This is a genomic window from Roseimicrobium gellanilyticum (genome assembly GCF_003315205.1).
Taxonomy (GTDB): domain Bacteria; phylum Verrucomicrobiota; class Verrucomicrobiia; order Verrucomicrobiales; family Verrucomicrobiaceae; genus Roseimicrobium; species Roseimicrobium gellanilyticum.
On the sequence record NZ_QNRR01000013.1, the window covers coordinates 193,675 to 208,091 of the forward strand.

Genomic DNA, 14,417 nt, shown 5'->3' on the forward strand with positions numbered 1-14,417 from the left:
GCAAGCGGAGGTGCAAAGGGGGGGCACCTTGTCGCTCCGTCCGGCTGGAGCGTATGAAGGGTCCCTGGGCCGTTGCAGGGACGCTGGATGTGGCGGGCTGCATTGGATTCAATACAGAGGCACGAAGATGAACACACCCCTGCACCTTCCGACTCTCACCGCTACGCCGCCGCATCCCCAACCACGTCAGACAAATCCTGCGCCTTCGGCTCCGGAGCCGCCCGCTTGCGATGCGGCCACAAAAAACAAAACAGCGTGGTCGTGGCAAGCACGACGGTGGCCGGTGCGGGTGACCACCACCAGAGGGAGGACTGGAAGGTGAGCATGCAAACGATGGCTGCCAGCGCTGCGAGCAGGATGCCGGCAAGCAGGGCCTTGATGCGGCCACGACGAAACTGCCAGAGCGAGAACAGCGCCATGGCTCCTGCGAATGCCCACTCTCCCCACTGCGGTGCCCGGTGCAGGTGCGGTACGGCGAGCGCCTGCGCGATGGCCCGGGCCTGAGCCTGGGCAAAGGCACCGATGCCAATCACGACCACCTTGCCCTTCCCCAGAACATCCGTGGAGGTGTCCGGCACGGAGTCATCGATGCGCGGTGTCAGCAGCATGAGCGCATCGAGCTTCGGCACGGTGGGTTTGTCATCCAGGACCATGGAGCCGCCTTTGTCGAGCGGTACCACATGCGTATCACTGAGGCTCAACCGTGCTCCGGGGCCGAAGCGCAGATGGAGATTGAAAGAAGCCATGCGCAGGAACCGCGATACAGTCTGCGCTGGGAGAGTCGGGACGAGATGCGAGCCATCACTGACCACGAACGGCAGGGCCTCATACGATTCCTTCACCGCAGTGCCGGGCAGCACGCGTGCGATGCCCACTTCCGTGCCGATGCGCAGGGCCTTGTCCGGCAGATGGGACACGCTTTGGAAGGTCGTTCCCGCTTGGGAGAAGTCACCCGCCTGGGCACGGAAGAACGGCAAGCCACTGGAGACAAACTCCTGCTGCTCGGGCGACGACTCTGCCTTCTCTGTGGAAACATCGAAGCCCAACACAACGGATGGCACGGGAAGCAGCAACTCGCGGAGCTTTCCAATGAACTGCGCGTCCGACGCCTCCCAGCGCAGTGGCTCGACAAACGCGATGACCTCCGGATTCGCCGGGGCGAGCTTCTTCATCAGCATGATGTAATCCAGCGGTGCGGGTGGCCACGCGCTGAACTCAGCCTTGTCCTCCTCCCGGAATTCAACCAGAACCACATCCGCAGACGAATCCGGCACTGCCTTCTGGAAACTCTCCTGCGAATTCGCCATGAGGAAGTCCAGGAAGCCCTGCTCAAACTCCCGCACGCGCCCCTGATACTCAGGAGACATGCGCAAAGCAATGACATGCCCCACCAAGGCCGCCGTGAGCAGGACAGCAAAGGTGGTGACGCGCGCTTTCATAGAGTCGGATGGGAGAGCCGGAAGGATGCGTGCCTCAAGACATCACACTTCCACGCGGAAAAGGTGCATGAAGGTGGCGTTCGGATCAAGGTGCACAAAATTTGAGCTGCCTTGCCAGGTGTAGCTGTTCCCGTGGAGCACATCATGCACCTGGTAGGGCCGGTCGTGCGGCAGGCCGAGCGCGGCCATGTCCAGGTGCACCATGGTGGAGGCGGAGCTGTGCGGATTGATATTGATGATGGCCAGCATGCGGTTCGACCAGTCGGGCGTCACCTTGCTGAAGGCAATCACCTCATTGTGCTCCGCATTGTGGAAGCTGAGGTTGTCGTAGAGCTGCAGCGCGCGGTGCTCATTGCGGGCACAGTTCACTTCACGGATGAAGCCCTTGATGTTGTTTGGCGAATTCCAATCGCGCCACGCGAGCTGGAACTTCTCCGAGTCCAGATACTCCTCACGACCAGGCAGCGGCTTGCTCTCACAGAATTCGTAGCCGGAGTACATGCCCCAGCTCGGCATGAGCAGCGCCGCGAGTGCAGCACGAATCTTGAAGGCAGACGCAGGCGCATTCTGCAGCGGGTACGGCAGGATGTCCGGCGTATTTGGCCAGAAGTTCCCACGGTAGTAGTGCTTCATCTCCCCGGCACTGAGCTCGGTGGCATACTGGGTGAGCCCCTGCTTCTCCTCGCGCCAGGTGAAATAGGTGTAGCTCTGGCTGAAGCCAATCTTCCCAAGCGCCTGCATCATGCGCGGCTTCGTGAAGGCCTCGGCCAGGAAGATGACGTCGGGGTCCTTCGCATGAATCTCAGCAATGAGGGTCTCCCAAAAGGAAACCGGCTTCGTGTGCGGATTATCCACGCGGAAGATTTTCACGCCATGGCTCACCCAGTACTGCACCACGTCGATGAGCTCACGCCACAGCGCCTTCCAGTTTGGGTTGTGGAAGTTCAGCGGGTAAATGTCCTGGTACTTCTTTGGCGGATTCTCCGCGTAGCGAATGGAGCCATCCTCGCGCTGGTAGAACCACTCCGGATGCTCGGCCACATACGGGTGGTCTGGTGAGCAATTGATGGCGAAGTCGAGCGCGATCTCCAGGCCGCGATTCCGCGCCTCCTGCAGCAGCCACTGGAAGTCCTCCATGGTGCCGAGCGCGGGCTCAATGGCGCGATGCCCGCCCTCTGCGGAGCCAATGGCCCACGGGGAGCCCACATCGCCGGGATACGCCTTGAGCGTATTGTTCTTCCCCTTGCGATTGCTGACGCCAATGGGGTGAATCGGTGGGAAGTAGATGATGTTAAAGCCCATGTCCTTCGCGTCATCGAGCCGGGGAAGGCAATCGCGGAAGGTGCTGTGCTTGTCCCCCCTACCCTCGGCACTGCGGGGGAAGAACTCATACCACGCGGAGAAGCGGGCGCGCTCCCGCTCCACGATGACGCGGAACCCGCGTGAAATGGTGCTGAGGCTGCGGTCCTGATGCCGGTCCAGGATGGCTTGCAGCGCAGGGGCGAGCAGAATCTCAATCAACTCCGAAGGCGGCAGCACACGGAGCATCTCGGCGAGCTGGGTGATTTCCACCGCGGTGTCTGAGGCGCCTGCGGCACGGGCACGCTGAGCGGCACCGTCCAGCAGCAGAGCCCCCTCGCGGGCTTCGATACCCAGCTCCGGGTCATTCGCATCGTACTTCGCCTTGAAATGCTTCTTCCACGTGAGCCACTCATCTGCCCAAGCCTCCACCACATACTCCCAGCGGCCTGCCTTGGGGAAGGTGCACTGACCGGTCCAGCGGTCATTCTCCAGCGACTTCATATTCGCCTCATACCAGCGGCTGCTGCCGGCGGGTCGCCACTTCAGCACTGCGCAGAGGATGACATGGCCGTCCGTGAAGACATCTGCGAAGACATCCAGCGGCTCGCCGATGACACGCTTGATGAGGTAGTTCTCCGCCCCGAGGTCGGGGAAGAAATTCTCAATAACGCAGGTGGGGGCGTGAGCGGTGCGGACAGAGGACTCCATGACGGGCGGGAAGATGGGCAGGAACGCCGCCCGCGCAACCAGCACGGGATGGGGAGGGTTGATAGTCTATGGTCGATGGTTGATAGCCTGAGTTTGAGCTGAGCTGCTTCACGCCAGGTGCGGCGCTCACCCCGACGGGTGGATGCACTTCCCCCCGGGTAGCTCCTCAGTCTCAGGCTATCAACCATCGACCCTCAACCATCAACTCCGCTCCAGCTCAGTCCTTTTTCCCAATCAACGTGAACTGGAAACGGGCGTCGTACCGGCCATGGTTGTGCTGCCGGCAGCACGCGAGGCAGGCCGTGTGGCGCTGGAACTTCCTCACGCGCTCCACTTTGACCTGACAGGAAGGGCACTGGTAGGTGAAATTCCGCGTCTGCTTCGACCGGGGAAGCGGCAGGGTATGCCGGGCGGATTCGTCGGGGATGCCGAGATCCGCACATGCCTTCCGCCATTCCTTCCCATGCGGGTCGATGCGCTTCCGCCCCGCCCGTGCGTAGGCGATGAGGTGGGCCAGCTCATGCTTCAGCGTGCGGTCCACCTGTCCGGGGAACTCCGCCAGGAGCGGGTTCAGCTCCACCTTCCACATGGGCCACTTCGCATATCCAGCAGTGCTGCGGAGCTTGCGATTCCACTCCACGCGTAACTTCATCGCCCCCTCATGCAGCCCCAGCCGGTCCAGCCAGTCGCGAGCCTGCTTCTCCAGCACTGCATCACGGCCACGACGCTCGGGGGACATGGAGATGCCCGCCTCTTGCTCCTGCTCCTCCTCTGCCTCGACATTCCCAGAAACATCCGCATCCACCACCGGCGGCTCCTGCAGGTGCTGCTTCAAAATGGGCAACGTCCTCGCCTCCCGACGCGCCGGCAGCCGCGTTTTCACGGATTCCAAAAAGCTGAACCACAACTGCCGCACCGCAGACGGCGACTCACGTTCCATACCGGAAAGGTTCTGTACCCCGGCAGGAAATGCAACTGGCGGGAGCGGCGGATTGGAAACTAAAGATGGAGGTGGGGGATTGACAGGGGGAGCGAGTCTGCGGCGCTCCACCGGAGGTTAGGCGTCCCGCCTGACCATTATCTCCCGCTCCATTTCCCCAGGCTCCGCTTCCTTGGGAGCTTCACGCCTCGCCATCACCACGCACGCACGAGGAATCCAGCGGCCAAACGGCTGCCGCTCGCCCAAAGTTCAGAACCACGGGAGGAAAGTTTCCCAAGCAAGCCCACCTGCTCGTATCCTCCCACACCCGCCACCGCGGGCTGGCTTACTTCAGGATGCTGCCGTAGCCGGAGCTGCCGCTGCTGCTCTTGCCATAGCCATACCCGCTGCTGCTGCCGAAGCTGCTCCCGGTCCCGCTTTTCAGCAGGCTGTTATAGCCGGAGCTGCTGCCACTGCTGTAGGGCTTGTAGGTGCTACCGCTCGTGCCGTAGCCAAAGCTGCTGCTGCTGCTCCCGAGAGTGCTGTAGCCGGTGCTGTAATTCCCCAGGGAGCTGCTCCCCCGGTTCTTGTGCAGGAGGCTGCCACTGTCATAGCCCAAGCCGCTGTTAAAGAGCTGTCCCTGGGAGGAGGCTGGCTTCAACAGGCTCCTGTTTTCATAGTCCGGGCGGATAGAGTACTGCTGGCCCGACCTGCCGACCCCGGTGTAGCCGCCAAAAAGCTTGGGGCGCCACTTGATCCTGCTCCCGTTCCTGGAGGTGGTGGTATACCCGCCAAAGCCATCGGGCTCGGCCGTGTAGTTGCTGCTGCGCAAGGTGCCCCCGCCACTCGCGCCGGAGAAGAGGCCAACCAGCTCCGAATGCTGTGGTCCCGTGTAGCCCCGGCTGCTGGTGCTTTCATCCTTGGGCTTGGAGAACCAGTAGCGGCGCGTGGGCGTGGTGGATGCGGTGGCAGTCTTCTGCTTCGAAGACGTGTTCCATTTCAGAGGAGAGTGTCCGAAAAGGCTGCGCCGTGGCTTGCTATGAGCCGTGGAGGACACGGAATAGTCATCGCTGGAGGCAGAGGTCCGGCGCGACTTCGCCGGCGTCCAGATGCTGCTGGTACTCCCATACCCGCTGCTCCTGCTGCTGCCCAGACTGTTCCGATACCCGCTGAAAGCGGACTCACGAGCATTGCCCCCACGGTCACCCTCGCCCTCGACGTACACTGTCCTCCGTCCCCCCGGGTGCGCACAGGAAGCCAGCGTCAATACAGTAACGAACAGGGAAAACGCTGGAGCAAACAACCTCATGGGAAGTCCATAGCATGATGCATACCCCTGTAAACAAAAACTCACCCGCGCTTGCCACACTCACAACTCCCGCATGGGAACGTGATCACTTCCCGGTCCCTCTCTCTGCGAGCGGAATCAGGGCCATCACCACACACACAAGGCCCACCCATCTCGCATCAAGGTGGGGAAAGGCATACAGAATGCCTGCCACACACGCGCCGCCGCCTGCGAACAATCCGATGGAGGAGGCCACGGAACGACGCATGCAGATTCCTTTCTCCCCGCCTTCCTAGCTCGCCCGCTTCTTTGACTTGTCCAGCATGCGGAAGTCCTGGTCACCCACGGCAAGCAGCGTATCCGGCGCGATGCTGTGCATGAGGAAGACATTCGCCCCAATCGTGCTGCGCGCGCCGATGGTGGTATCACCACCGAGTACAGTCACGTTCGGGTAGATGGTCACGTTGTCCTCCACATTCGGGTGGCGCTTGATGCCCTTCACGGGGTTGCCCTTGTCATCCTTGGCAAAGCTGCGCGCACCGAGGGTGACGCCGTGGTAGAGCTTCACGCGATTGCCAATCACACACGTCTCGCCGATGACGACGCCGGTACCGTGATCGATGAAGAAATGCGTGCCAATCTGCGCACCGGGGTGGATGTCGATGCCGGTGCGGCTATGCACCCACTCCGTCATCATGCGCGGGATGAGCGGCACGCCCATCTTGTACAGCTCATGCGCGGCACGCTGGATGGCGATGGCCTCCAGGCCGGGGTACGCGAGGATGATTTCCTCATAGCTGCGTGCCGCCGGGTCGCCCTCATATGCGGCCTCCACGTCCGTCTGCAACACGCGGCGCACCTCAGGAAGCTTCGAGAGGAACTTGCAGCAGTAGTCCTGCGCCTGTGTCTTGCTCGCGGAGCCGTCACCGTTCTTGTAGCGCAGACTGTGGCCGATTTCCTCGCTCAGTTGCGAGCGCACATTGGCCACCAGCTCATTGGCCGCCAGGGGCAGTTCATCGCTGGAGACCGCCTCCTCCGAGTAGAATCCGGGGAAGAGCAGGTGCAGGAGGTCGTCGCACAAGGTCGCGATGACATGCTTCGACGGCAGGTTTGCACAGTCGAGATGATTGATGCCACCAATTTCCTGGTAGGACTTGAGCAGTCCCGTGACGATTTCTTCCTGACGGCAATCCATGGATGTGAGGCAGTTTCACCGCCAACCGGAGCCAGCGGGACGGGCAGTCTACCGCAGATGGCCGTTTTGGCACTGAAAAGTTGCAGTTGAGGGGCGTCGTGAGTGAACTCCGGTCCAGAGCAGATACGTCCGGGGTGCAGACGCGGGTGATGCCGGGAGCGGCATGGGGAAAGGCGGGAAGGTGGGTAGCACGGAGGGCCTTCGACCACATCTTCCCTGCATGGCTGCCTGCTGGGCTGACGCTGGGCGTGCCAGGATGCCGAGTCGTGTGACTACTTTGGGCACTGGTGGAGGAGATGATGGTCAGGCCGGAGGCCTAACATCCGCTGTCAGACGAGACGCCTAACCTCCTTCAGTTTCTTTGCTGCTCTGCTGCTTTGCGATAAAACCCACCCACCTCGCCCGCGCGGTCAACTCACAGTCGTCCCTTCCGCGCATCCCCCACCGCGCCTCTGCCTCCTCTGCATCGAGATGCCGCCACACCACAGCGCGTGGCACGTCCCACCCGCCAATCCCACTCTCCCCTCTACGTCCTTTGCCTCTCTGCCCCTTTGCGGTGAACTGGAATCGGCCTCATGACGTGATGAGCGAGTAGTCGGCGGGGTTGCCGTCAGGCCAGAGGCCTAACCTCCAGCCCGCGAACACCTTTGGCTACTGCGGCGTGGCCTTCATATGGAAGAGGCCCCACCCGTGCCCATCCAGGTCGGTGAAGTCGTGTTGGTACATGAACTCATCATCCTCTGGCTTCCCCTGGGTCGTGCCGCCGGCGCTCAGGGCCTTCGCCACAAATCCATCGACTTCCTCGCGGCTCTCACAATTGAGGGCGAGCAGCATTTGGGTGGTCGTCTTCGTGTCGCAGATCGCCTTGGGCGTGAGACTGGTGAACTTCTCATGCGTCCCCAGCATGACGTGGATGACATCGCTGATGACGATGCACGAGGCGGTGTCATCGCTGAATTGGGGATTGTGGCCAAAGCCCAACGCCTTGTAGAAGGCTGTGGCTTTGGGCACATCTGCGACAGGAAGGGTGATGAAAATGAGTCGGCTCATGAGAAGAGAAGGATGCGTTTGGTCTTTGGATGGAAGTGGTTCGAGAAGGACTGCCGCAGCGGCCCGTCAAAAGCATGACGAACGTCCCACGCGAGCCAGGACAGTTCGGACAGCTTTTTCGTCGCCCGAACGGCTCCTTCTCCCCTCAGGCTCTCAACACTCAACGCCCGATTCTCAACCAGCCTTCACGAACTTCCCGGGATTCAAAATCCCCAGCGGATCCAGCGCCGCCTTCAGCCGCTGATGCGTGCTGAGCGCGCCTTCGCCCACGGCCTCGGGGAACCAGCGCTCCTTCGCAATGCCAATACCATGCTCGCCCGTGATGGCGCCACCAAGGGCCAGCACCTGGTGGAAGAGGCGGTCCAGCGCCACCTCCGCGCGCTCGCGCTGCACGGGGTCATTCATATCAGGCACCATGATGTTCACATGGATGTTCCCATCTCCGGCATGGCCGAAGCAGGCCACGGGGAAGCCACTCTCCTGCTGGAGCAGCTCGGCAAAGGTGACGAGCTCCACGAGCCTCCCGCGCGGCACCACGATGTCTTCATTCAATTTCGTGAGACCCGTGGCGCGCAGGCTGTAGGAGAACTCGCGACGCAGCTTCCAGAATTTCTCGCACTCGGCATCGCCCACCGCGGTGCTGACCTCGAGCGCACCCAATCCAGTGAGCAGCACGCGCAAGTTCTCGATTTCCAGGGGCACCGCTTCCGGCTGGCCATCCACTTCCACAATGAGATGCGCATCGCCAGAGGGCACACCTTCACCCACGTAGTTGCGGGCCGCTTGCAGCGTGAAGCGGTCACTGATTTCCAAGGCCGAAGGCAGGTGCCCGCTGCCGAGGATGCGCTGCACCGCCGTGGCCGCCTCCGCAAAGTTGGCGAATCCGGCCCCGAGCATGGCACGGAGCGGCGGATGCGGGATGAGGCGCAGCGTGATTTCCGTCACGATGCCCAGCAGGCCCTCACTGCCCACGAAGAGGCCGATGAGATCGAAGCCCGTCTTGTTCTTGTGGCAACGACCACCGGCGCGCAGCACGGTGCCATCTGCCAGCACGGCTTCCAGACCGAGCACGTAGTGGCGCGTCACGCCATACTTCAGGCAGCGTGGACCACCGGCATTCGTGGCGATGTTTCCGCCCAGCGAGCACTCGCGCAGGCTGGCGGGGTCCGGCGGGTAAAACCAACCCTGTGCGCGTGCCGCATCCTGCAGGTCGCCTGTGATCACACCCGGCTGCACCACCGCGAGGCCATCGGCAATGTTCAGTTCCAGAATCTTGTTCATGCGTGCCAGCGAGAGGGCAATGCCTCCCTGCAATGGCACGCACCCGCCCACATACCCCACGCCTGAGCCCCGCGGCGTGACCGGGATGCGGCGCTCCGTGGCGAACTTCATGAGCGCGCTCACCTGCGCCGTGTTCTCTGCAAAGACCACCACCTCCGGCGTGCGCGAGGCGAACCACTTGTCCGTGGCATGCACCGCCAGCGTGCCCTCCTCCGTGGAGACATTCGAAGGACCGAGCAGGGCAATGAGTTCAGGAAGCCATTCTGGCTGGGGGGATGACATGCCCATTCCTAGCAGGGGAAGACGCGGGGGGCATCTGGAAAAGGTGCGCGAGGCGGGGCCGGGGGGGGGCGCGTCATTGCACAGTCGAGGAGAGTCTTTGCCCCCTTCCCATTCCATTTCCGCCGTCACCTCAGGGACAGAATAACTTTCTTTCCGCACAATCTGGTGTTTACCCTCGTCCCAACTCCCCTGCCCACCGGCTGCCATCCGGGGCAAGTATTTGTCTCGTTGTACGTTCGCGCCAACACACTCCCTAGCTTCACCCCATGACTCCGGAACAAGTCGCCCAGAGCTATGACCAACTGGCTCCCATTTGGAACAGCGACGACTTCAATCGGGCGAATGGCATCGCGCAGCACGAGAAGGCCATCCAGTTTTGTGAAGACAAGAAGACCGCCATCGACGTCGGCTGCGGGTCCAGCGGGCGCATCATCGACCTGATGCTGAAGGAGGATTTCGAAGTCGAGGGTCTAGACATCTCCCCGGAGATGCTCAGGCTGGCGAAGCAGCGGCATCCGGAGGTCACGTTTCACCTCGCGGACATCTGCACGTGGGAGTTCCCCCGGAAATATGACCTCATCTCCGCATGGGACAGCATCTGGCACGCGCCCTTGGTCGAGCACGAGAAGATTCTCCGGAAGCTGTGCACCGGGCTCAGCGAGGGCGGCATTCTCATCTTCACCAGTGGTGGGGTGGACCAGCCGGAGGACATCATCAATCCCTGTGAAGGCCAGCCCATGTACCACGCCGCCTTGGGAATCCCCAAGCTGCTCGAGATTGTGTCCGGGCAGGACTGCGTCTGCCGACATCTCGAGTACGACCAGTTTCCCGAGCTGCATATCTATCTCATTGTGCAGAAGATTGCGTGAGTGCGGAGGGGGTCAGTGAACGGCCCGGGACGTTTGATGTGCGGTGGAGGAATGCATGCGGGTCAGTGATTGGGAGTGCTGGAGCTTGATCCAGCACTCCCAATTCGCCACCTTCTCACATGACGTCACAGGCGTGATGCAACCACTTGCGGCCATATCGCCCCCTCTCACTTCCCACCGCCCAGCACCTCAATCACCTTCGCTTCCTCCGGCAGCTTCTCCTTGAGAAGCGCGTACAGTGAAGGCTTCCACGGGTCCAGATCGACGGTGATGCTCTTGATATTCCCAAGATACTTGCCCGTGCGCAGATCATAGACATGGGCCGGTTCCTTGAGCAGGGCCTGCGTTTGAATGGGTTTCTCCAGCGCTTCGTTCCCACCGGCCTGGGCGAGGTCCTCGCTCATGTGGTAGTCAATGTTCCTCTCGAACGCGATGAGCCGGGCATTGTTCCCAAGCTTGTAGCGATGGATGCGAACGCAATCGTCGAGGGCGATGCGGATGGGTGGTGGCTCGATGCCAACGGAAGTGTTCGCCAGGTCAGGCATGTACTCCCGTTCCTCCGCGGTCATCTCACCGAGGCGATTGGCCGGATAGCGCGCCATGTCGTACGGGGAGCCGGAACCGAGTTCTTCCCCACCTTTGAGATGATGCGCCGACTGACCGGTAGTACGGGACAGGTAGGGCAGCAGATGCTGCCTCGGGCCTGTGTACCTGCCATGACCATCGAAGCTTCCGGTGGGATTGCTGGCCACCATGCGCCAATGGTCATCCGGCTGATGAGTGCGCCAGCGATGGATGGCCAAAGCTTCCTGGTCCGTGATGGCATAACTCTGCGGCATCACAAACATGCGGTAGCCACCGCCCTCCAGCTCTCCTTTCTCAACCTGCTCCGTGCTGACAAAGCGCGGTGAATAGCCCATGTCCTGCAGCAGCTTCATCCAGCCATTGCGCACCCGCGCATGCCGGTTGTGCTTGCCCTCGTGACTGCTGAAACGTCGCGGCCACGTGCGACCATCCACCGTGCTCTCGATGAGCCACGCCACCTGGATGCTCGCCTGCGAGTAATGGATGGCGATGGGGTCGTATTCCTTCTCCGCCCGCAAGAAGAGCTTCGCCAGAGGTGAGGTCATCTCTTTCAGCGCAGGTGCAAGAGCTTTCCCCTTCTCCGTGAGCGGCGCATCGGGCTTCGCCATGTCTACGCAATCCTCACTCCACCAGATGATGCAGCCCTTGTCGCCTTCCAGCAGCAGATGCCAGAGGCGGCGCATGGCATGGTTCGTTTCCTTCTCGAAGACCGTGGCCAAAATAGGCTTGCCCGGCATGAAGCTGCCAAAGATTTCACGCGCATTCGCCACATCATAGGGCTCCACCCAATCGAGACTCTGCGAGAGTTTCCAGAGGTCATACCCGCCGAACGCATGTGGCATCTGCGTGCCCTCGATACCCACCGGAGTAGCAGCATCCACCTCGCGGGCAGACAGCCTCAGTGCCTGCAGCGAGCGCGCGAGCACGGAGTCCATGTACGAGCGAAAATCACACCACGGTGAGAAGTTCCATCGCACGAGCGCACTACGGTCAAGAAACGGGTCAAACTCCACCCGCTTCAGCGCACTCCAGTCTGGCGGCCCCTTGGGCATGCGCTCACCCGTGACCATGCGCGCCTTGATTTGGTCCGTGGTGAAGGGGCGCACCTCCTCCCAGGTGGCGAAGTCCGTGTCCCACTGCTGGTTGAGTTTTTCCAGCGTGCCGTATTCTGTCTTCAACCACGCACGAAATCCCAGCAGGCTCTTCGGCGAGAAGTCATAGTCAAAGGGATTTGCCGAGGTGGTGACGGAAAGCTCATCCCGCAGGTCATAGAGCAGCGGCTGGTGCTCGCGATGCTTCGTGGCAGAGCGCACCACCTCCTTCTTCGACTGCTCCAGCCATGCCGGGTCCTCCAGGCAGTAGGGTCGCACAAAGGCGGCTTCATCCCGCTTCTCCATCCAGCCGTTAATGAAGCCGCTCCAATCCGTGACGGGCGAACGAAATTTCAGGCACAGACCCGTGCGGACAATGTTCTCCACATAATAGGGCATGCCCGCCTTCAGATAGTGGGCGGGGTCACCCTCTCCGGTGACCATGCCTGCCGTCACCCCCATCTCGCGCGCCCGCTGCAGGAAGAGTGGCACACGCTCCGGTTTCTCCACCGACTTACCACTCACCCAGAGGATGACCTGGTACTCCGGCCACGGCCTCAGCGTCGCCTCCTCAGCAAGCGCCGTGTCTGTCAGGAAACCGGACAGCAGGACTCCGAGGAGGGCGGCGTATGAGCGGTGATTCACACAGGCGTGACTTCAAATCCCTTGCGGTACTCACGGGTGAGCATGGCCTGCGCAGGGGTGCTATCAACGGCACCACGGCTGATCTTCATCTGGGCCGCATCCCACTCCAGCGTCTCACCCGGGAAGCGAGCAGCGACGTTGCCGAGCTGCACCGTCTCTGAGAGCGGAGCCGCATAGTGGAAACCATCGCTGGTCTTCTTGCCTTCGAAGATGGCATCCACCCAGACGTGACGGTGATTGAGACCCACCACGTCCTTGGGGTAAGCGAAGGTCTGGAACTTCTCCTGTGGATACATGCGCGGTCCGGCCACGTGCGGCAGGATCATATTGCCGCCTTCACCGATGATGAGGGAGCCCGCCTTGGGCAGGCTGAGATTGTCCGGCATCTGCGCGAGTTCCTTCGGCGGCTGCAGCTTGCCGTCATACCAGGTCACGGCAATCGTCTTGCCCGCGGTGAAGTCCGTCCCGGGGAAGGTGTAGTACACCCTCTCAGGACCAGGCCACACTTCCTTGTTCGTGCCGGAATGCTCGGCGCGAATCGTGGTGGGCGCAGTCAGCTCCAGCGCGGTGAAGATGGGATCCAAAATGTGGCAGGCGAAATCGCCGAGCGCGCCTGTGCCGAAGTCCTGCCAGTCACGCCACACGAAGGGATGGTACGCATCGGACACATACGGGCGCATGGGTGCGGGCCCAATCCACAGATCCCAATTCACATTGGCGGGCGGGGTGGACTCCAGGCTCTTCGGCGGGCGGTCGTCGAAGCTGGTTCGCTCGCGGCCATCCACACTCACCCACGAGTGCACTTCCTTGATCTTGCCGATCGCTCCCTCACGCAGCAGACGCACACCCAGGCGGTAGGCGATGTCTGAGTGGATCTGATTTCCCATCTGGGTGATGACGCCGCTCTTCTCCGCCCAGAGCTTCATCTGACGGCACTCCCACACGGTGTGGGCGAGCGGCTTCTGGCAGTACACATGCTTGCCACGCTTCATGGCCTCGATGCTGGCACGCGCATGGGAATGGTCCGGCGTGGCCACGCACACGGCATCCAGACCGTCACCCAGCTTGCTGTACATTTCCATGTAGTCGGCGAAATGCGCCACGCCGGGGAAGGCCTTGTCCGCCTTCGCGAAGCGACTGCTGTCGATGTCGCAGAAGCCCACGAACTTCACCTTCTCATGCGAGCCAATGTTCGTCATGTCGCTGTAGCCCATGCCATCCGCGCCAATCACGGCGACCTGCAGGGTGGAGTTCAACGGCTTGGAAAAGGATCCACTGGGCAGAATGAACGGCGCACCGATGGCGGCAGCCGCAGTCTTGAGGAAACCACGGCGCGAAGGGATGCGAGATGCAGGGGACTGGGACAAATGATGACGCATGATGGGGATAGGATACATGGCCCCGTCCCGGATGTTTCAGGACCATGGTGACGGATACTCGTACAAATGTCCGGTGGTAGACGTGGGGTTGGTTGTGAAAGGGCTGCTGGGTGTGGCGGGCTGCATTGGATTCAACACAGCGCCGAGCGGAGCGAGACGACTGCGAAGCAGCCCGAAGGGTGAGGACGGCAGGACGAATCAAACACGGAGACGCAGAGGAACTTCGGAGACTGAAACTGAGCAGGACCAGCACAAGTAACAGACGTATTTCGCATTTTTCAGTCTCTGTGACCTCTGTGTCTCCGCGTCTCTGTGTTGAGTCTCTGTGTTGAACACCCTGCACCCAAACTCACCCTCCCACTACCGAACCAACCCTTGCAGCCC

Annotated in this window: 11 protein-coding genes; 1 reads left to right on the plus strand and 10 read right to left on the minus strand. The window is 61.6% G+C overall.

The genetic code is table 11. From position 1 onward, the window contains the following. Positions 1-161 precede the first annotated feature (161 nt). The 8 genes from DES53_RS27085 to DES53_RS27115 all read right to left on the minus strand — a co-directional run bounded on the left by DES53_RS27085 (position 162) and on the right by DES53_RS27115 (position 9,464). On the minus strand, positions 162-1,439 hold the full coding sequence (locus DES53_RS27085; RefSeq protein WP_113961464.1) for a CHASE2 domain-containing protein: 1,278 nt from the start codon (positions 1,437-1,439) through the stop codon (positions 162-164). Positions 1,440-1,481: 42 nt separating this feature from the next. Continuing rightward, on the minus strand, positions 1,482-3,449 hold the full coding sequence (locus DES53_RS27090) for an alpha-1,4-glucan--maltose-1-phosphate maltosyltransferase (RefSeq protein ID WP_113961465.1): 1,968 nt from the start codon (positions 3,447-3,449) through the stop codon (positions 1,482-1,484). 217 nt (positions 3,450-3,666) lie between these two features. Then, a complete protein-coding gene (locus DES53_RS27095) occupies positions 3,667-4,332 on the minus strand; it encodes a SprT family zinc-dependent metalloprotease (RefSeq protein WP_170157447.1) in 666 nt (221 codons plus the stop codon). A gap of 382 nt (positions 4,333-4,714) precedes the next feature. Beyond that, positions 4,715-5,677 (minus strand): hypothetical protein, encoded by a 963-nt coding sequence (locus tag DES53_RS27100; RefSeq protein WP_147263648.1) that lies wholly within the window; start codon positions 5,675-5,677, stop codon positions 4,715-4,717. A gap of 85 nt (positions 5,678-5,762) precedes the next feature. Continuing rightward, a complete protein-coding gene (locus DES53_RS33250; RefSeq protein ID WP_170157448.1) occupies positions 5,763-5,924 on the minus strand; it encodes a hypothetical protein in 162 nt (53 codons plus the stop codon). Between the two features lie 24 nt (positions 5,925-5,948). After that, the gene (gene epsC / locus DES53_RS27105) at positions 5,949-6,851 is read right to left on the minus strand and encodes a serine O-acetyltransferase EpsC (protein ID WP_113961468.1); all 903 of its coding nucleotides are present in this window, start codon (positions 6,849-6,851) and stop codon (positions 5,949-5,951) included. Positions 6,852-7,502: 651 nt separating this feature from the next. Continuing rightward, positions 7,503-7,901 carry a VOC family protein gene (locus DES53_RS27110; RefSeq protein ID WP_113961469.1) on the minus strand — a complete coding sequence of 133 codons (399 nt, stop codon included), beginning with the start codon at positions 7,899-7,901 and terminating at the stop codon, positions 7,503-7,505. A 174-nt stretch (positions 7,902-8,075) separates the two neighbouring features. Continuing rightward, entirely contained in the window at positions 8,076-9,464 is a 1,389-nt protein-coding gene (locus DES53_RS27115) for an FAD-binding oxidoreductase (RefSeq protein ID WP_113961495.1), read from the minus strand. Positions 9,465-9,730: 266 nt separating this feature from the next. Between DES53_RS27115 and DES53_RS27120 the strand changes: the two genes are divergently transcribed. Beyond that, positions 9,731-10,333, plus strand: a complete 603-nt coding sequence (locus DES53_RS27120; RefSeq protein WP_113961470.1) for a class I SAM-dependent methyltransferase — start codon at positions 9,731-9,733, stop codon at positions 10,331-10,333. Between the two features lie 167 nt (positions 10,334-10,500). Here the strand turns inward: DES53_RS27120 and DES53_RS27125 are convergent, their stop codons facing one another. Then, positions 10,501-12,654, minus strand: coding sequence for a beta-galactosidase (locus tag DES53_RS27125; RefSeq protein ID WP_113961471.1), 2,154 nt, complete (start codon positions 12,652-12,654; stop codon positions 10,501-10,503). Further along, positions 12,651-14,033, minus strand: a complete 1,383-nt coding sequence (locus DES53_RS27130; RefSeq protein ID WP_113961472.1) for a Gfo/Idh/MocA family protein — start codon at positions 14,031-14,033, stop codon at positions 12,651-12,653. Before DES53_RS27130 ends, DES53_RS27125 begins: the two co-directional genes overlap by 4 nt. Positions 14,034-14,417 lie beyond the last annotated feature (384 nt).